We start from the raw sequence: 17,534 nt of genomic DNA, 5'->3' as shown, positions 1-17,534 counted from the left end.
TCGAGATCCCGTTCTTTCATTAGCATGGATAGATAACCTATGTCCGCATTGCCCTCCACATCCATTGCACCGACGCGACTTCGCCGCCGAAGCAAAACATGGTTGCCTTACTGGTTGCTGAGCCCTGCCGTTATCGTGACGCTGGTGATTGTCTTCTTGCCGATGGTGCAGGCAGTTTGGACAAGTTTTTACGATTTGGTTCTGTTCAAACCCAAAGCGACGGCATTTGTTGGCCTTGGTAACTACATCAAGCTGTTGCAAGATCCGGTATTCTGGGCTGCATTCTGGAATACATGCATCTGGATCGGACTGACCGTCCCGCTTCAAATGGGTCTTGGTCTGATTACGGCGCTGCTACTCAACAGAGAGTTTCCATGGCGTGGTCTGGCGCGTGCGCTGGTCATCATTCCGTGGGCGTTGCCAAGTGTCGTGATTGCGCTCATGTGGCGCTGGATTTACGATCCCAACACCGGCGTTCTCAATGACATTCTGCTCAATCTCTCAGTTGTAAGCCAGGCAGTTCCTTGGCTGGCCGATCCAAATATCGCCCTTTACGCAATCATCGCCACACTGACATGGCAGGGCTTTCCGTTCTTTGCGATCATGATCCTGGCGGGCTTACAGGGCATTCCCAAAAGCCAGTATGAGGCAGCATCCATTGATGGTGCTTCGCCATGGCGTCAGTTTGTAAACGTAACTCTGCCCGGCATAGCGCCTGTGCTTGCAACAGCAGGCTTGCTCCGCGTGATCTGGGTTGCAAACTCCATGGACGTCATCTTCGTCATGACAGGCGGCGGCCCGGGCTACTCAACCTATACGCTGCCTCTCTATGCATTCGTAAAAGCGCGGCAAAATCTCGATTTCGGCTATGGCACCGCTATCGCTGTCACCTTCACGCTGCTGCTCGGCGTTCTGGTCGTTCTTTATCTGGCTCGTACAATGCGAGAGGTCGAAAAATGAAACGTCAAAGCACGCTTAAACGCATATTGACCACCGACTTACCCGTCGCTTGCATCGTGCTGTTTGCTTTGGCACCATTTGCGTGGATGGTGCTCACGTCGCTGACGCCCACCGAGGCGCTTTCAGCCAATGGTGTTTCGCTCTCACCATCGGGCTGGAGCCTCGATAATTACGAACGGCTGTTTAACAAAACGCAGTTCTACAAAAATATGCTCGACAGCCTGGTTATTGCGGTTGGCACAGTGGTGCTGGGCCTCGCCGTTTCTGTAACCGCGGCCTATGCACTCTCGCGTTTTCGCTTTCTCGGGCGCAAATTGTTCATGATGCAATTTCTGCTCATCAACATGTTCCCCATTGTGCTGCTCATCCTGCCGCTTTTCATCATCATGCGAAAATATGGCATTCTGGACACCTATTTCGGCCTTATTCTTGCGAATTCCACGGTTGCCATTCCGTTTTCAGTCTGGATGCTGACGAGCTACGTCGCGGCAATCCCCAAAAGCCTTGATGAAGCCGCGATGATGGATGGCTGCTCACGTCTCGCCGCTTTACGGCGCGTGATTATACCCTTGATGATGCCCGGTATTATTTCCACTGGCATCTATATCTTCATCACCGCATGGAACGAATATCTTTATGCGCTGACACTTGGCGGCAGAAATGTGCGCCCTGTTACCGTCGCAATTCAGACCCTGATTGGTGAATACCAAATCGAATGGGGACTGCTCGCAGCGGGTGCCGTTGTTGGCGCCATGCCCGCAACCATTCTTTTCCTTCTCGTTCAAAAACGCCTTATCGGCGGCCTTACACAAGGGGCAGTCAAAGGCTGACACCCCTACATTCCCCAATAGTTCTTCAAGCAATCGAGGAAATATCATGAACCCCATCGGGTTGATTTCAATGCAATATGCGCGGCCTTTCACAGCCCAGCATTTTTCCCTTTTCCATAAAATGCGTGAACACGGATTTGAATTTGTTGAGTTGCTGGTGCCAGAACCCGGTGAACTGGACCTCAAAGAAACACGCAAAGCCCTCGATGATGCAGGACTTTTCGTCGTGCTTGCAGCACGCGTTAATCTTGAACGCAATATCTCTTCCGCCGACAACAATGCCTATCAGGGCGGCATTGATTATCTCAAATACACGGTTGATTGCGCCCATGCGCTTGGAGCGCAGGTTGTTGGTGGACCTCTGACCGGAAACCCTCTCGTCTTTGCTGGCCGCCCGCCACAGCCAGTTTCAGAAGATGAGCGTTTGCGCCGCAAAGATAGCTGCGTAAAAGCGCTGAAAATTGCCGGTGAATATGCGCAGGGAAGCGATGTTCTGCTCGCAGTCGAGCCACTTAACCGCTTTGAAAGCGATGTCCTTTGCACAACCGAGCAAGCAATCGAATTGCTGGATGCAGTTGACCAGCCAGCGATAAAACTGATGCTCGATACTTTCCACATGCATATGGAAGAAAGCTCAATTCCAGAAGCGATCAGGCTTGCAGGCGATCTGGTTGTGCATTTTCAGGCCAATGAAAATCACCGCGGCTTTCCCGGCACAGGCGCAACAGACTGGGTTGCGGTTTGTCGCGCCCTGCACGAGATCGGTTATACCGGTCCAATATCGCTTGAACCATTCCGCCGTCAGGATGATCGCTTTGGCGTTCCTTTTGCGCAATGGAGAGCGCCACACGAGGACGAAAGTGATCGTCTGGCAGCCAGTACCGCCTTCATGAAAAGCCACCTCCTGCTTACGGAGTATCGTCGATGACCCTCAAAATTGGTTGGATTGGTTGCGGTATCCACGCAACCCAGATGTTGCTCCCGCAGCTTGTTCGTTACGATGTGGAAATTGCCGCGCTTTGCGACATAGACCCGACACGACTTGCGAATGCCGGACGGCAGTTCGGGGTGCGAACACTGACAAATGATGTTGAAGCCCTCCTCAACACACGCGGTCTTGATGCCATTGGCATGGCTGTTGGCCCTGATCAACACCTTGCATTTGGCAAGGCAGCGTTGGAACGCGGCTTGCCTGTATTCATGGAAAAGCCACCTTCGGGGTCTGCCGAAGGCGCACGTGAACTTCTCAAAGCCTCCGAAAAAGCAAAAAAGCCACTGCTGCTCGGCTTCATGAAACGCTATTCGATCGGCAACAAAATCGCAGCCAATATCATAAAATCGGGCCAATTCGGCGATGTTCTGGGCCTAACCGGCTATTACATGACAGCCCCCGGTTATTTCGTGGGCAACGTCGATTACACTGGCTTTTTCCTGCACCACTGCGTCCATTATATGGACCTCGTCTCCCACTTGGTTTCCCCTGTTCGAAAGCTGACAGCCAAGAAAGTCGAAAAAGAACCGGGTAAGCTGTTGATCCACGCAGCATTCGATTTTGAATGTGGCGCTATCGGCACCATTGCGATGGGGACGATTCAGTCGCGCGGAACCCCCGTCGAACGCATTGAACTGATGGGAGATCACCAGCGTATTGAGGTGGACGATGTTATCGACGTGCGCTGGCATCGTAATCCCGCATTCAAAATTGCCGATCCGAATGCGACATTGTCAGGCGACTGCGATACACTCACTTGGAAGCCTAACTTTACCGCAGCGGCCAATGAAGACCCCAAGGGCTATCATTCATTGTTGGCAGATGTCGTGCCCGCGCTTATGGGAGCGGAAACACCAGCCCCAAACATCGCTGATGGGGTTGTTGCTATGGAACGCCTAGAGACTATGCGAAAGGAAGTAGGCTTATAGTGCGCGCTGGTGTTTTACATCAGAGCGAAATGATCAAAGAAAATGGATAAGGATTTGCCTGAGTGCGCTTTCTTTAGGTATTTGCGGACGATTATAGCCGCTATTGGATGATTGCCTTTTGAGCCGCTCAATTCCTATAGGCACGATTGAGCGTAGAATTACGTTCGCCCCACAATGTAATCAATGTAAATCCACACCTGCCACCAGCAAATAAATATAACTTTTGCACATATGGAAAATTTGATTTTCCATATGTGCAAAACTAATTATCCAATCAAATACTCAATATAAATCTCACTGGTAGAAATTTTTCATCAATCCTTCTTATTTTTTCTACCTCTTAAAATTGGCATGCGCAAAACACAGCAACTTTAATCTTACTTATCACCTCGGACATAGTCCAAGCCAAGCACTTGATTTAAAGACCTGCGGCTCTGCCATCAAAAGGCCAGCAATTACAATCAGAAGTCATCTTGTGCGCTAAACGTTCACCAAAAGCATCCACTCAGTCAGAGTCCTCAATGGCAATAGACACGCAGTCAGACAAAAGCCTTGGTTTTTTGACAAATGAAATGCTTGACAGCACCCGATGCTTTTAAATATCTGTAGGATGTCAGACCAATTTTAAAACCAATAAGGGGATGCGGCCTGACAGCGCTCAAACTGCTGCATGGCTGAAAATAAAACCCAGAACAATGCGGCAGATACAGATGCATGAAGCCAGAGGGAGATGGCGGAATGAAAGATCGCAGGCTGCTGCAGATTGCACCACTCCCGCCGATGGATCGCGCACGGCAGGTAACCGATGCACTCGCAACCTACATCCAGACCGCTCAGCTTCAGGCCGGAGATCGCCTTCCCGCCGAACGTGAATTGATGGCCGCGCTGGCTGTTGGTCGCTCCACTATTCGCGAAGCAATCCGATACTTTCAGGCCTTAGGAGTGATTGAAGCACGCAAAGGCAGCGGCACCTATTTGCTCAAGCCTGTTTCATCTGCCACCATTCACATGCCGCTTTCTTTCGATCCCGCACAATTGCGCGATGCTTTGCTGCAATCGCTTGAAGTGCGCCGTGGCATTGAAGCCGAGGCAAGCATGGTTGCCGCCCGCAAACGCACGTCTGAAGACCTCGTCATCATCGAACGCAATCTCAACGAGATGGAGCGTGTTCACATCGCGGAAGGAACATCAGGTCCGGAAGACCTCGCCTTCCATCTAGCCATTTATGACGCCACCCACAATCCGCTTTTCAGACAATTGCTCGAACAGATGCGCGAAGCCTTTTTGCACTTCTGGGACCATCCATTCGAGCGCATGGACTTCGCGCGGCGAACCTTTCCGTTCCACCGCACGCTCTTCAACGCCATCGTGGCTCAGGACCCTGAAGCCGCTCGGCTTGAAACACTCAAAATCCTCGACATTGTCGAGGAAGACATCAAGGAAATGTCCAAATGACCGATGGAATGGATCCACTGGATTTTGCAGCACTTACGGTTGCGCATGATGAAGGCAACGCTTACGATGCCGTGGTTCCGCCCATCGTGCAGACTTCGCTTTTCACCTTTCCAAGCTATGACGACATGGTCGCCTCGTATCGCGGCGAAAAGGTTCGTCCGATCTATACACGTGGGCTTAACCCGACCGTGCGGGCATTCGAAGAAATGCTGGCAAAACTTGAAGGCGGAGAAGACGCACTGGGCTTTGCCAGCGGTATGGCTGCAATTTCTTCAAGCGTGCTGGCATTTGTTAAGCCGGGCGATCGCATTGTGGCGGTACGCCATGTCTATCCCGATGCGTTCCGGCTTTTCGGGACCATCCTGAAACGCATGCAGGTGCAGGTCGATTATGTCGACGGACGTGACGAGGAAGCAGTCGCCAAAGCCCTACCCGGAGCGAAAATCTTCTATATGGAAAGCCCGACAAGCTGGGTCATGGAAGCTCATGATGTCGGCGCGCTCGCAACCATTGCCAAGCAGCATGGCGTGTTGAGTATCATCGATAACAGTTGGGCCAGCCCGATCTTCCAGCGCCCGCTGTCGCTTGGCGTTGATCTTGTCGTACATTCAGCATCGAAATATCTTGGCGGACATAGCGATGTCGTGGCCGGTGTTGTGACAGGCTCAAAAGAGCTGCTCAATGCAATCCGCGCAGAAACATACCCATATCTCGGCGGAAAGCTTTCACCCTTTGATGCGTGGCTGCTTATTCGCGGTATGCGCACTTTGCCAACCCGTATGAAGGTGCACGAGGCATCGGCACTGGAAATTGCAAAGCGTCTTCAGGCACTGGATATGGTTGAGACCATCTGCCACCCAGCTCTTGCCAATCGCCTGCCTGCGGGTCTCAAGGGCACGTCCGGTCTCTTCTCAGTCATCTTCCGGGAAGGCGTGAACATCCGCGAATTCTGCAATCATCTTGATCTGTTCAAGCTCGGCGTAAGCTGGGGCGGACATGAAAGCCTGATCGTGCCGGGCGAAGTCGTGCTGCAACAAAAGGCGCAACCAAATTCGGCACATACGTTCGGCATCGACCCGCGCTCCGTACGCCTGCATGTCGGGCTGGAAGGGACGGAAGCGCTGTGGCGGGATATTGAAGAAGCGCTCGCAGCATCGACCGAATAACGAAAATTCAGTGAGGAGCAATAAGGGGAACTGCAATGAAAAAACTAATAGCAGCCGCATTCGCAACCATGCTTTTAAGCGGTACGGCGCTTGCCGATACCACCCTGAAGCTTGTTGAAGTCATTACCAGTCCAGAGCGCACCAAGACGCTTGAAGCAATCGTTGCGAAGTTTGAAGAAGCCAATCCGGGCACCAAGGTCGAAATCATCTCGCTGCCATGGGGCGAATCCTTCCAGAAATTCGCAACGATGGTTTCGGCCGGTGAAATTCCCGACGTCATGGAAATGCCCGACACCTGGGTTTCGCTCTATGCCAATAACGGGATGCTGGAAAGCCTCGAACCCTATCTTGAAAAGTGGGAAACCACGCCAGACTTGACCGAGCGTGCGCTTGAGCTTGGCCGCAGTGTCAATGATACAGCCTATACGCTGCCTTATGGCTTCTATCTGAATGCCATGTTCTACAACAAAAAGCTGCTCGCCGAAGCAGGTGTTTCCGAACCACCAAAAACAATGGACGAGTTTGTTGAAGCATCCAAAAAGGTCGCAACCCTTCCCGGCAAATCGGGTTACTGTATGCGCGGCGGTCCGGGTGGCCTTAATGGCTGGGTGATTTTTGCCGCATCCATGGCCGGTGACAACAAGTTCTTCAATGAAGACGGCACCTCGACCATGAACAGCGAAGGCTGGAAAAAGGGCATCACCTGGATGGTCGATCTCTACAAGAACGGCCTTGCACCAAAAGATAGCGTTAACTGGGGCTTCAACGAAACCGTAGCCGGTTTCTATAGCGGCACCTGCGCCTTCCTCAACCAAGACCCGGATGCACTGATCGCCATTGCCGAACGTATGAAGCCGGAAGATTTCGGCGTTGCCATCATGCCAAAGGGCCCGGATGGCAAGACATTCCCAACCATCGGCTTTGCCGGCTGGTCTATGATGAGCGGCAGCCAGAACAAGGACCTCTCCTGGAAGCTGATTTCGATGCTAGAAGGCCCGGAAGGCAACATCGAATGGAACAAGCGCACCGGCGCATTGCCGGTTCTCAAATCCGCTCAGAACGATCCGTTCTATAGCGGCGAACAGTTCAAGGGCTGGTTCGATGAACTGGCTGACAAGGACGTCGTTCCAACCGTCATGCCGACCTATCTGGAAGAATTTGCCTTCTTCAAGGATTCTCTCGTCATCAAAACCTCGCAGGAAGCGCTTCTCGGAGACATTACGCCGGATCAGCTAGCCGACCAATGGGCAGAATATCTGACCAAAGCACAGCAGAAGCACCTTTCAAAGCAATAGCAACATAAACAGTTTGCAGGCGTGGAACAGCCACGCCTGCAAAGCGAATGATGCAGCCCCGCGAAGGGAAAAATAATGAACGACACCGCTTCCATAAAGGCCCCGGTGCCAAGCGAAATACCAAGTCAGGACCGCCGCAGCTTTCTGCAGCGACTTGCACACGCCTCCGAACCCTATCTTTACAGCGCCCCTGCCCTCATCTTGGTTGGCGCAATCATGCTGGTTCCGCTGATCCTCGGCGTCTCCTATGCCTTTCGCGACATCCAGTTACTAAACCCGTTTTCCGGTGGCTATGTCGGGCTTGATCATTTCCGCGAACTTGCGACCGATCAGGCTTTCTACCGTTCTTTGAAGAACACACTCTGGTGGACCGGATGCTCGGTACTGCTGCAATTCGTGTTCGGACTTATTCTTGCCCTGCTGCTGGACAAACCATTTGCCGGACGTGGGCTGGCACAGGCGCTGATCTTCCTGCCATGGGCTGTGCCGACTTTCCTCACAGGTCTTAACTTTGCGTGGCTTTTTAATCCGGTGATCGGCCCACTGCCGCACTGGCTGCATGCGATCGGTATTCTGAGCGCGCCAGACAACATCCTGTCCGATCCCAATCTTGCCATGTGGGGTATCATTACCGCTGGTGTGTGGTGGGGGATCCCATTTTTTGCAATCACCATGCTGGCCGCTTTGCAAGCGATCCCGCGCGATCTTTATGAAGCAGCAGCCATTGATGGGGCTGGCCCCGCGCAGCGTTTTCTATCGATCACACTTCCCTACCTTGCGCCAACGATGGCTATCACCATTTTGCTACGCACTGTCTGGATTGCCAACAGTGCCGATCTGATTGTCGTGATGACCGGCGGCGGTCCCGCTGATCGAACGCAGATTGTCGCCAGCTACATCTTCACACAGGCCTTCAAACGGCTCGATTTCGGCTATGCCTCGGCGATTGCGATGGTCCTGCTCGTCCTGCTGATGGTCTATTCAATGCTTATCGTGCTGTTGCGCCAGACGCTTCTGAACAAGGATTGAGGCCATGACCAACCGTAAACTCTTCCTTGTTGGCACACATCGCATTGCCATTCTGCTATTCGTCCTGTTTGCACTGTTTCCGATCTTCTGGCTGGTGAAAGTTTCCGTCACACCCAACGATCTGCTTTACAGCGAAGGCGTGAGACTCTGGCCGTCGCGTATGACGCTTGATCACTTCAGCCATGTGTTGAATCACAGCTCGTTTCCGCTGTTCTTCCGTAATAGCCTGATCGTATCCGGGTTGACTGCCATCATCGTGACGCTGCTGGCATCACTCTCCGGCTATGCGTTGTCACGTTTCAACTTCCGGGCCAAATACTGGATTGTGGCGTTGATGCTGCTGACTCAGATGTTTCCGCTCGTGATGCTGATTGCGCCGATCTACAAGATCATGGCACCGCTCGGCCTCACCAACAGCCTGATCGGCCTCATCATCGTTTATTCGGCGTTCAATGTGCCTTTTGCCACTTTCCTGATGCAATCGTTTTTCGACGGCATTCCGAAAGACCTCGAAGAAGCGGCCAAGATCGACGGTGCGACGCAGTTCATGGCTTTTCGGCAGATCATTCTGCCACTGACGCTTCCCGGCATTGCCGCAACGCTCGGCTTTGTTTTCACCGCAGCATGGAGCGAGCTTTTATTCGCGCTGATGCTGATCTCCGGTAATGATTCAGCCACGTTCCCGGTCGGTCTTTTGAGCTTTGTCTCAAAATTCTCGGTCGATTTCGGACAGATGATGGCAGCGGGCGTGCTCGCGCTGATCCCGGCCTGTCTCTTCTTTTTCCTCATTCAACGATACCTCGTGCAGGGCCTCACGGCTGGCGCGGTCAAAGGCTGAAAGGTTTTTTCCCTATGGCTTCTATCGATATTCAGTCAGTCCGCAAAAGCTATGGCGAACATGCGGTTCTGCACGGCGTTGATCTAGAGATCAAAGATGGCGAATTCATCGTGCTGGTCGGCCCATCCGGCTGTGGTAAATCTACGTTGCTGCGTATGATTGCAGGCCTTGAGGACATCACATCCGGTCAGGTTCAGATCGCTGGCAAGCGCGTCAATGAGCTAGCCCCCAAAGACCGCGATATTGCGATGGTGTTTCAGTCCTATGCGCTCTATCCGCATATGAGCGTTGCCGACAATATGAGCTACAGTATGCGATTGCGCAAAACGCCAAAAGAAAAGATCGCAAACGCCATCAAATCGACTGCCACAAAGCTCGGCCTTGAACCATTGCTGGAACGACGCCCAAAAGCGCTTTCCGGTGGCCAGCGCCAGCGTGTTGCCATGGGGCGTGCGATTGTGCGTCAGCCCAAGGCCTTCCTTTTTGACGAACCACTGTCCAACCTTGATGCACGCCTGCGCGAGCAGATGCGTGCTGAAATCAAAAAACTGCATGGTGAACTCAAGGCCACATCCATCTATGTGACACATGACCAGATCGAAGCCATGACTCTGGCCGACCGTATCGTCGCCATGCATGGTGGCGTTGTGCAGCAGGTTGGCCCTCCGTTGGAGCTTTATGACCGCCCGGCCAATCTCTTTGTGGCGGGGTTCATCGGATCACCCGCCATGAACTTTCTTGATGTGACCTATCTCGAACAGGATGGTGGACCGCGTCTTAAACTCAAAGACGGCACGCTCATTGCATTGCCGCACCCCCTAATGCTCAAGGATGGAGCCAACGCCACGCTCGGTATTCGTCCAGAGCATGTGCAGGTCGAAAAAGAGGCCGGCATTGCCGCCGCCATCGATCTTGTCGAGCCAACCGGCTTCGGCATCATTCTGCATTTGAGCATTCACGGTTTACCCTTCAAGGTTTTTACATTGGATCGCGATGCGCTTCACGCGCAGGGCACCATTCAGGTGAGCTTCCCGTCACACAAGCTTCATCTCTTCGATAGCAATGGAAACCGCGCAGAGAATGCGTAAAGAGTTGGCTCGGTTGGTCTGGACAGCTTCAGGCGTTCGTCATCGGCGTAGCGTGTGAAGTAAGCCTGACCCGCAGTTTGTCGTTCAAGGGATGAATGTTGGCGCGCACAATAGTAGACGCGATCACAACTGAGACCGAGCAGCTTAACCCAATGATCGCACTTCATGGCGAGATAGCCAGCAAGGGCCTCACAGAAATAAGAAGGCTACCGTCTCAAAGCACACGGCAGAAGGCGATATCTGAGTTTTATTCTCAACTATGTGAATATATTTGATCCCAATCAAAGATGTGAGCGCCAAGCCGTTCTAAGTCTGCATCAGACTGGTCATTATCAGGCACCGCTGTGATGTCGCCTGAGCCAGCTATGGAGATCAAAAAAGATGCGCAAATTTGCTATTTCCCTTGCCGCTGCTGGGCTGAGCCTGATGATGGCAGCACCCGTTCTCGCGGAAAACATCGAAGTTCATATGCTCAACAAAGGCGCAGAAGGTGCGATGGTTTTTGAGCCTGCCTATATCAAGGCCAACCCCGGCGACACGATTACCTTCATTCCTACCGACAAGGGCCACAATGTGGAGTCGGTCAAGGGCATGATCCCGGAAGGCGTGGAAGCGTTTAAGAGCAAGGTCAACGAAAACTACACACTCACGGTCACCGAACCCGGCGCCTATTTCGTAAAATGCACGCCACATTACGCAATGGGTATGGTTGCGCTGCTGGTTGTCGGCGAGAACCCGGCAAATCTTGATGCTATTGTCGCGGCCAAGAAGCCAAAGCCAGTCCAGAAGCGGCTGGAAAAGGCGATTGCAGACGCCCAATAAAAGACTGCCGATGATTGCATTAAAGCCGGTCAGTGAGAGGATACTATGAAAGTACAGGAAGGCCTGCTGGCCACCTCCGCAGCGATGCCCTCCGAACGCCGAGGCGCAATAGCGCGCGGCCTCAAAAAGACCGGGCCGGCAATTTTCAGCTATGGCTTCCGCCCATTTTTTCTGGGCGGAGCCATCTGGGCCGTTCTGGCCATGCTGCTTTGGATGTTGTCGCTGACTTTCGGCGTTTCAGTCGGAGGCGCTTATGGCGCGCTGAACTGGCATGCACATGAAATGGTCTTTGGCTTTTCTTCTGCAGTTCTTGCTGGTTTTCTAATGACCGCCATACCCAACTGGACAGGCAGGCTGCCGGTTTCCGGCGCTCCGCTTGCGATACTTTTCGGCACATGGCTTATCGGACGCGTCCTCTTTCTCAATCCAGACATCACCAATCTTTATCTGGCAGTTGCGATAGAAAGCCTGTTTCTGCCAATGCTGCTTTTTATTAGCGCACGCGAGATCATTGCGGGCCGTCAGTGGAAAAATCTAAAAGTTCTGATTGCCGTCAGCGTGGTTACAATTGCCAATTTCACATTTCACTATCTGGCAATAACGGACGGCGATGTTGCGATGGCAAACCGCATCGGGGTCAGCGCCTATGTCCTGCTGGTCATGTTGATTGGTGGACGTATCATTCCAAGCTTCACCCGCAACTGGCTTAACAAAACCGGATCAACTCGGGCTCCGGTTCCATTTAACAGGTACGATGTCCTGTGCATTATGGTTGCGGCTTTGGCGTGCATCTCATGGGTTGTGGCACCTGAATCAACTCTTACGGCCATTCTTGCAATCATTACGGCAGTCCTGCACACGATAAGGCTCTATCGCTGGCGCGGCTGGAGCGTGGCACGTGAAAAGATACTGCTGGTTCTGCACGTGGCCTATGCTTTCGTGCCGCTAGGTTACATTGCCATTGCATGTGCAGCCCTTGGCCATCTCAACCCTTATTCAGCGCTCCATGTCATGACAGTTGGCGTCATCGGCACCATGATGCTTGCAGTTATGACACGTGCAACTCGCGGGCATACCGGTCGGCCATTAACCGCTACACCCAGCACACAGATTGCCTATCTATGTATTATTCTTGCTGCTCTGTTGCGGCCCTTTGCAGAAATGATGCCGAATTTCTTTCATTCATTGCTCGCAGGTTCGGCGCTGTTATGGATGCTGGCTTTTGGCCTCTATGTTCTGGAATATGGGCCGATGCTCACACGGCAACGTAAAGCGACATCTTAAGAGCGCGTTTCGATCTGATTGGATCGGATCAGCACTCTAATCCTTTGTTGTAACGCTCTATAAAAATGCCGGGCTTTTGGCCCGGCATACTTGTTTTAATCTTCCGAAATCAAGCTGTCCTTGCTGGTGTCACGCATCCGCAAATACACAATCAGCGATATGCCGATCATAAACGTTACATACCAGTAGAAACCACGCTCCCAACCGCCGTTCTTGAAGCTGAGCGCAACATATTCGGCCGTTCCGCCAAACAATGTATTTGCAAGAGCATAAGGCAAGGCCACACCAAGCGCGCGGATGTGTGCCGGGAAAAGCTCGGCCTTAACGACCGCGTTGATCGATGTATAACCAGTGACGATGACCAGTGCACCCATGACCAGAAGACCGGCGATCCATGGATCCCGCGTCTGCTCAAGTGTCGAGAAGATTGGATAGGTGAACAGCACGCCCGCAGTACCAAAGGCGATCATCAGCGGCTTACGGCCAATCTTATCCGACAGCGCACCAGCCAGCGGCTGAAGACACATGAAGATAAACAGCGTAATCGCATTGATCTGGCTTGCAACTTCACGGCTGAAGCCGGATGTGTTGACAAGGAATTTCTGCATATAAATCGAATATGCGTAGAATGCGAGCGTACCACCGGCGGTCAGAAGCATGACCAGAGCCGTTTCTTTCGGATGATACTTGATAAGTGTCCAGAAGCCGGACTTTGGTGCATCTTTCGTCTTCGCATTCTTGAAACTTTCGGTTTCAGCAAGACCACGACGCAGCCAGAAAACAACCACTGCAAGCAATGCTCCAACGAAGAACGGAATACGCCAGCCCCATGATTCAAGCGCTGAGGTTTCCATCGTTCTTTGCAGCACAATCAGCAGAAGAATAGCCAGAAGCTGGCCGGAAATCAGCGTCACATACTGGAACGATGAAAAGAATCCACGGCGGCTTTTTCCTGCCATTTCAGAAAGATAGGTCGCACTCGCACCATATTCGCCACCAACAGACAGACCCTGCATCAAACGCGCAAGAACCAGCAGCGCGGGCGCAACAATACCAATCGTTTCATAACCGGGTGTGAGCGCAATGATCAGGGAGCCTGCACACATCAATGTCACGGACAAGGCAAGACCAGCCTTGCGGCCCTTGCGATCCGCATAAATCCCCATGATCCAGGCACCGATCGGACGCATGATGAAGCCCACGGCAAAAACCGCTGCAGCGCTGAGAAGTTGCGCAGTCTGGCTTTCCGATGGAAAAAAATGCGGTGCGAAATAGAGCGTGAAGGCGGCATAGACATACCAGTCAAACCACTCGACCAGATTGCCGGTTGATCCACCGATAATGGATTTAAGACGACTATTGGTGCTTGTCGCATCGCTCCGTTCAGATGTCATTGAGACCATGCGGTCACTCCTTCAAATCTCTCAGTCTTTGAGGTTCCACCCGTTGTAAGCACGCCACAAAGTACGCAGGCTTCCGGGTATTTTTGATTGCCCTCGGTCAGGTGCGTTGCACACAAAACCTGGCTGCCGGTGTAAATGCCGAACAAGAAATAATCATATTCTCGTGGTTACGCGGATAAGCTCCTCCCTACGAAACTCCCATTTCGAAGTGGCGCTAAAATGCGTGACATCGTTTTTGATCGCCAGTGCAACAGATTAAAAAGTTTAATCATTTGAATTGGTTGAATTATTCACAATTTCGCCACAGTTCTTACTTGTATTTTGTGCAAAATTCTGCGTGACTTTTCAAAGATAATTGCATAATCCTGCACAAATGAAGACACTGTCAAAACTCAGCAGAGTCCTGCTGATCCTGCTGGCTTTCCTGCTTGTTGCGGGCGTCTGGACGGCTGCGCGCTCCTGGACAGAGGCAAGCGCGCTTGAACGGCTCAGTCAGGATGCGACGCTTATTGCACGGCAGCAGACCCGGCTTATCGACAGTGAGCTTGCCAAGTTTCGCCTTCTGCCCGTCGTGTTGAAAGAATATGGCGACCTTCACGATGTGCTTGCCGGCGGGCCGCAAAATGCAACATCACGATTAAACAAAAAACTCGAATTTCTTGCTGACGAAATCGGCTCGCCTATCATTTATGTGATCGCACGCGATGGCACCGTGATTGCGTCGTCCAATGCCAACACGCCGGAAAGTTTCGTCGGTCGCAACTATAGCTTCCGCCCTTATTTTCAGGGTGCCATGAATTCAGGTGCAGCGGAATATTACGCTATCGGGGACGTCAGTGGGCGCTTCGGCCTGTTTCTCGCGCAGCGAATAGGCGATAAGCCCAATCCCGCTGGTGTTGTCGTCGTTAAATTCGAATTTCACCGACTTGTTCAGACCTGGGCGAACGATCCCGGCCAGACATTCGTGGTTGATCCGCGCGGCATCATTCTCGCATCCACAGACAAAGCGGAAGACCTTCGGTCCTTTCAACCAATCTCCGCAGCCGAGCGCGAAAAAATAGCCCAAAGCGGGCAGTTCAACATCGCCGATCTGCAACCCAGCCATTATGCATTCGAACCTGAAAGCATGATGCGGGGTGCCTCAGGCACAGAATTTCGCACGGTTGGCGAACAGATCGCCGGAACGGAATTAAGGCTTCTGCATATTGAGGCCATCGCTCCCGCAATGCGCGCAGCAAAGGATCTGGCACGGCTGATTACAGTGGCAGCACTGCTCATTATTGCAATGCTCTCAGGCGCTGTTTACTGGCGCATGACGCGGGCCGCTCGTCTGGCAGCCGACAGGGCGGCACTTGAAACAGCGGTCATGGAGCGCACAGCAGAGCTTCGTTCTGAAATAACAGAACGCGAGCGTGCCGATCAGCGTTTTCGCAAAGCCCGCGAGGAACTGGCGCAGGCAAACAGGCTTGCATCGCTTGGATCCATTACCGCAGGCCTCGTGCATGAGATAAACCAGCCTGTCGCGACCATTCAGACGCTTTCAGAGAATGCACAGCATCATCTGGCAAAAGGCAAACTGGACAAGGTTGCAACCAACCTGAGCACATCCATCGAACTCACCGCCCGCATCGGATCAATCACACAGGAAATGCGCCGTTTTGCACGCCGTGGGCATGGCCAACTCGGCCCGATCCGACTTGATGAATTGCTGGAGGGCACGCTTCTCATCATGGGCGATCGCTTTCGTACTGCCGGTATTGAGCTTGAAATGCCAAATGGCTGCGACTTCACAGTTCGGGCAAACCGCGTGCGACTGGAACAGGTTCTGGTCAACCTTTTACAGAACGCACTTGATGCCGTGGCAGGCCAATCTAAACCGCGCGTTGCTTTGCATGTCTTGCAAGCAAATGAACATATATCGCTGATCGTTGCCGACAACGGACCGGGCATCGATCCTGCGGTTGGCGATGATGTGTTCAGCCCTTTTGTCACCGGCAAACCGGATGGGCTGGGTCTGGGGCTGGGCATTGCACGCGACATCATGTCAGAACTCGAAGGCAGTTTGCGCATCGTGCCTTCCCCCTTAGGCGGCGCTGCCTTCTCAGCCATGTTAAAACAGGCAAAACAATCATGACGGACACACAATCACTGCGCGTCATGCTCATCGATGACGATGTGGCCTTTCGCACAGCTCTTGCGGATTCTTTCGAAATTGCCGGACTGGACATCGAGACCTTCGGCGATGGCCATTCGGCACTCGCCAATCTGAGTGCAGACTTTCCCGGAATTGTCGTCACCGATATTCGTATGCCGCGCATCGATGGACATGCGGTCATGGAAGCGCTGCTTACGCGCGATCCCGAACTGCCGGTCATCCTGATGACCGGACATGGTGATATTGGCATGGCAGTGGCAGCGCTTAAAAAAGGGGCTTTCGACTTTATAGCCAAACCCTTTGCGGCGGACCATATGATTTCAAGCGTGCGGCGCGCGCTGGAAATGCGCCGTCTGGTTCTCGAAAACCGTCGCCTGCGCAAAGCGGCCGCAGAGGCTGAACAGGGCTTCCCGTTGCTGGGCGAGACGCCCGTCATGGTGCGACTGCGCGAAACCATCCGCCAGCTTGCAAGTGTCGATGTGGATGTGCTGATTGAAGGCGAAACCGGCACCGGCAAAGAACTGGTCGCACGTCTTTTGCACCGCTGGAGCGCGCGCCATGCCCGTGGCTTTGTTGCAATCGATTGCGCAGCGCTACCCGATGCCATTGCTGATGAGGTGCTGTTTGGCAATCGCATCCAGCGTGGCCGCATCGTTGACGCTGAGCGCGGCACACTTTTTCTTGATGAGGTCGACAGCATGTCGCCCGTCCTGCAAGGCAAACTTTTGCGCGTTGTCGAAGAGCGCGAATTGCCAAGCGTTTCAGGCGAGCCCCGAGCCGTTAATCTGCGGATCATTGCTGCCGCAAAAGGCGAGCTTGAAGATGCGGTACAGGAAGGGCGTTTCAGGTCCGATCTGCTTTACCGGCTCGAAACCGTAAGGCTGCGTATTCCGCCCTTGCGTGAACGTCGCAAGGATATCGGCCTTTTGTTCGCTTATTTCCTTGATGAGGCCGCAAAACAATTCGGTCAGCCGCGACCGACCATAGATGGGGCAATAGAAACGCGGCTCAACGCCGATGAATGGCCGGGCAATGTGCGCGAGCTGCGCAATTTTGCAAAACAAGTCGTGCTGGGACTGGACGTCGATCAGGCGCGTGAGCCGAGCGCCCTGCCGCTTACCCAGCAACTCGATCAGTTCGAAACCAAAGTTTTGCAGGACACGCTCACGCGTCTTAATGGCGATGTGGGCGAAGCAGCAGAGATGCTGCAACTTCCGCGTCGCAGCCTCTATGCACGCCTGCAAAAGCTCAATATCGACGCGTCTTCATTCCGAAAGAAGGCCTGATGA

At 53.0% G+C, this 17,534-nt stretch carries 15 protein-coding genes; 14 read left to right on the top strand and 1 reads right to left on the bottom strand.

Features of this window, described 5'->3' with window-relative positions; all coding sequences use genetic code 11:
• Nucleotides 1-39: 39 nt before the first annotated feature.
• The 12 genes from ABE527_RS11980 (at nucleotide 40) to ABE527_RS11925 (ending at nucleotide 12,687) form a co-directional block, all read left to right on the top strand.
• Entirely contained in the window at nucleotides 40-960 is a 921-nt protein-coding gene (locus ABE527_RS11980) for a carbohydrate ABC transporter permease (protein WP_265985738.1), read from the top strand.
• Complete coding sequence (locus ABE527_RS11975) at nucleotides 957-1,790, top strand: carbohydrate ABC transporter permease (protein WP_499697052.1); 834 nt, start codon at nucleotides 957-959, stop codon at nucleotides 1,788-1,790. Before ABE527_RS11980 ends, ABE527_RS11975 begins: the two co-directional genes overlap by 4 nt.
• Before the next feature lie 46 nt (nucleotides 1,791-1,836).
• Entirely contained in the window at nucleotides 1,837-2,718 is an 882-nt protein-coding gene (locus ABE527_RS11970) for a sugar phosphate isomerase/epimerase family protein (RefSeq protein ID WP_499697051.1), read from the top strand.
• Nucleotides 2,715-3,710: a Gfo/Idh/MocA family protein gene (locus ABE527_RS11965; protein ID WP_499697050.1), complete on the top strand. Its 996-nt coding sequence runs from the start codon at nucleotides 2,715-2,717 to the stop codon at nucleotides 3,708-3,710. The genes ABE527_RS11970 and ABE527_RS11965 overlap by 4 nt, the downstream gene beginning before the upstream one ends.
• A gap of 738 nt (nucleotides 3,711-4,448) precedes the next feature.
• Nucleotides 4,449-5,165 carry a FadR/GntR family transcriptional regulator gene (locus ABE527_RS11960; RefSeq protein WP_499697049.1) on the top strand — a complete coding sequence of 239 codons (717 nt, stop codon included), beginning with the start codon at nucleotides 4,449-4,451 and terminating at the stop codon, nucleotides 5,163-5,165.
• Complete coding sequence (locus ABE527_RS11955) at nucleotides 5,162-6,331, top strand: PLP-dependent transferase (RefSeq protein WP_499697048.1); 1,170 nt, start codon at nucleotides 5,162-5,164, stop codon at nucleotides 6,329-6,331. The genes ABE527_RS11960 and ABE527_RS11955 overlap by 4 nt, the downstream gene beginning before the upstream one ends.
• Nucleotides 6,332-6,366: 35 nt before the next feature.
• The gene (locus tag ABE527_RS11950; protein ID WP_499697047.1) at nucleotides 6,367-7,626 is read left to right on the top strand and encodes an ABC transporter substrate-binding protein; all 1,260 of its coding nucleotides are present in this window, start codon (nucleotides 6,367-6,369) and stop codon (nucleotides 7,624-7,626) included.
• A gap of 75 nt (nucleotides 7,627-7,701) precedes the next feature.
• Entirely contained in the window at nucleotides 7,702-8,655 is a 954-nt protein-coding gene (locus ABE527_RS11945; RefSeq protein WP_499697046.1) for a carbohydrate ABC transporter permease, read from the top strand.
• A gap of 4 nt (nucleotides 8,656-8,659) precedes the next feature.
• Complete coding sequence (locus tag ABE527_RS11940; protein ID WP_499697045.1) at nucleotides 8,660-9,493, top strand: carbohydrate ABC transporter permease; 834 nt, start codon at nucleotides 8,660-8,662, stop codon at nucleotides 9,491-9,493.
• 14 nt (nucleotides 9,494-9,507) lie between these two features.
• Nucleotides 9,508-10,581 carry an ABC transporter ATP-binding protein gene (locus ABE527_RS11935; protein WP_499697044.1) on the top strand — a complete coding sequence of 358 codons (1,074 nt, stop codon included), beginning with the start codon at nucleotides 9,508-9,510 and terminating at the stop codon, nucleotides 10,579-10,581.
• 381 nt (nucleotides 10,582-10,962) lie between these two features.
• A complete protein-coding gene (locus ABE527_RS11930; RefSeq protein WP_265985749.1) occupies nucleotides 10,963-11,403 on the top strand; it encodes a pseudoazurin in 441 nt (146 codons plus the stop codon).
• Between the two features lie 45 nt (nucleotides 11,404-11,448).
• The gene (locus ABE527_RS11925) at nucleotides 11,449-12,687 is read left to right on the top strand and encodes an NnrS family protein (protein WP_499697043.1); all 1,239 of its coding nucleotides are present in this window, start codon (nucleotides 11,449-11,451) and stop codon (nucleotides 12,685-12,687) included.
• A 95-nt stretch (nucleotides 12,688-12,782) separates the two neighbouring features.
• Here ABE527_RS11925 and ABE527_RS11920 read toward each other — a convergent pair whose 3' ends face one another.
• Nucleotides 12,783-14,090 carry an MFS transporter gene (locus ABE527_RS11920; RefSeq protein ID WP_396998443.1) on the bottom strand — a complete coding sequence of 436 codons (1,308 nt, stop codon included), beginning with the start codon at nucleotides 14,088-14,090 and terminating at the stop codon, nucleotides 12,783-12,785.
• A 373-nt stretch (nucleotides 14,091-14,463) separates the two neighbouring features.
• Here ABE527_RS11920 and ABE527_RS11915 point away from each other — a divergent pair, with 373 nt between their 5' ends.
• Together ABE527_RS11915 and ABE527_RS11910 are read left to right on the top strand one after the other, a co-directional pair.
• Nucleotides 14,464-16,224, top strand: a complete 1,761-nt coding sequence (locus tag ABE527_RS11915; RefSeq protein ID WP_499697042.1) for a sensor histidine kinase — start codon at nucleotides 14,464-14,466, stop codon at nucleotides 16,222-16,224.
• Complete coding sequence (locus ABE527_RS11910; RefSeq protein ID WP_499697041.1) at nucleotides 16,221-17,531, top strand: sigma-54-dependent transcriptional regulator; 1,311 nt, start codon at nucleotides 16,221-16,223, stop codon at nucleotides 17,529-17,531. The genes ABE527_RS11915 and ABE527_RS11910 overlap by 4 nt, the downstream gene beginning before the upstream one ends.
• Nucleotides 17,532-17,534 lie beyond the last annotated feature (3 nt).

The organism is Brucella sp. TWI432 (assembly GCF_039674445.1).
GTDB lineage: Bacteria > Pseudomonadota > Alphaproteobacteria > Rhizobiales > Rhizobiaceae > Brucella > Brucella chromiisoli.
This window is presented reverse-complemented; position numbering and strand designations above follow the sequence as displayed.

What these genes read in the sequence shown, in the direction of transcription:
- ABE527_RS11930 (WP_265985749.1), top strand. Translation starts at nt 10,963, where the DNA reads ATGCGCAAATTTGCTATTTCCCTTGCCGCTGCTGGGCTGAGCCTGATG.
- ABE527_RS11960 (WP_499697049.1), top strand. Translation starts at nt 4,449, where the DNA reads ATGAAAGATCGCAGGCTGCTGCAGATTGCACCACTCCCGCCGATGGAT.
- ABE527_RS11975 (WP_499697052.1), top strand. Translation starts at nt 957, where the DNA reads ATGAAACGTCAAAGCACGCTTAAACGCATATTGACCACCGACTTACCC.
- ABE527_RS11910 (WP_499697041.1), top strand. Translation starts at nt 16,221, where the DNA reads ATGACGGACACACAATCACTGCGCGTCATGCTCATCGATGACGATGTG.
- ABE527_RS11925 (WP_499697043.1), top strand. Translation starts at nt 11,449, where the DNA reads ATGAAAGTACAGGAAGGCCTGCTGGCCACCTCCGCAGCGATGCCCTCC.
- ABE527_RS11940 (WP_499697045.1), top strand. Translation starts at nt 8,660, where the DNA reads ATGACCAACCGTAAACTCTTCCTTGTTGGCACACATCGCATTGCCATT.
- ABE527_RS11935 (WP_499697044.1), top strand. Translation starts at nt 9,508, where the DNA reads ATGGCTTCTATCGATATTCAGTCAGTCCGCAAAAGCTATGGCGAACAT.
- ABE527_RS11915 (WP_499697042.1), top strand. Translation starts at nt 14,464, where the DNA reads ATGAAGACACTGTCAAAACTCAGCAGAGTCCTGCTGATCCTGCTGGCT.
- ABE527_RS11945 (WP_499697046.1), top strand. Translation starts at nt 7,702, where the DNA reads ATGAACGACACCGCTTCCATAAAGGCCCCGGTGCCAAGCGAAATACCA.
- ABE527_RS11970 (WP_499697051.1), top strand. Translation starts at nt 1,837, where the DNA reads ATGAACCCCATCGGGTTGATTTCAATGCAATATGCGCGGCCTTTCACA.
- ABE527_RS11980 (WP_265985738.1), top strand. Translation starts at nt 40, where the DNA reads ATGTCCGCATTGCCCTCCACATCCATTGCACCGACGCGACTTCGCCGC.
- ABE527_RS11965 (WP_499697050.1), top strand. Translation starts at nt 2,715, where the DNA reads ATGACCCTCAAAATTGGTTGGATTGGTTGCGGTATCCACGCAACCCAG.
- ABE527_RS11950 (WP_499697047.1), top strand. Translation starts at nt 6,367, where the DNA reads ATGAAAAAACTAATAGCAGCCGCATTCGCAACCATGCTTTTAAGCGGT.
- ABE527_RS11955 (WP_499697048.1), top strand. Translation starts at nt 5,162, where the DNA reads ATGACCGATGGAATGGATCCACTGGATTTTGCAGCACTTACGGTTGCG.
- ABE527_RS11920 (WP_396998443.1), bottom strand. Translation starts at nt 14,090, where the DNA reads ATGGTCTCAATGACATCTGAACGGAGCGATGCGACAAGCACCAATAGT.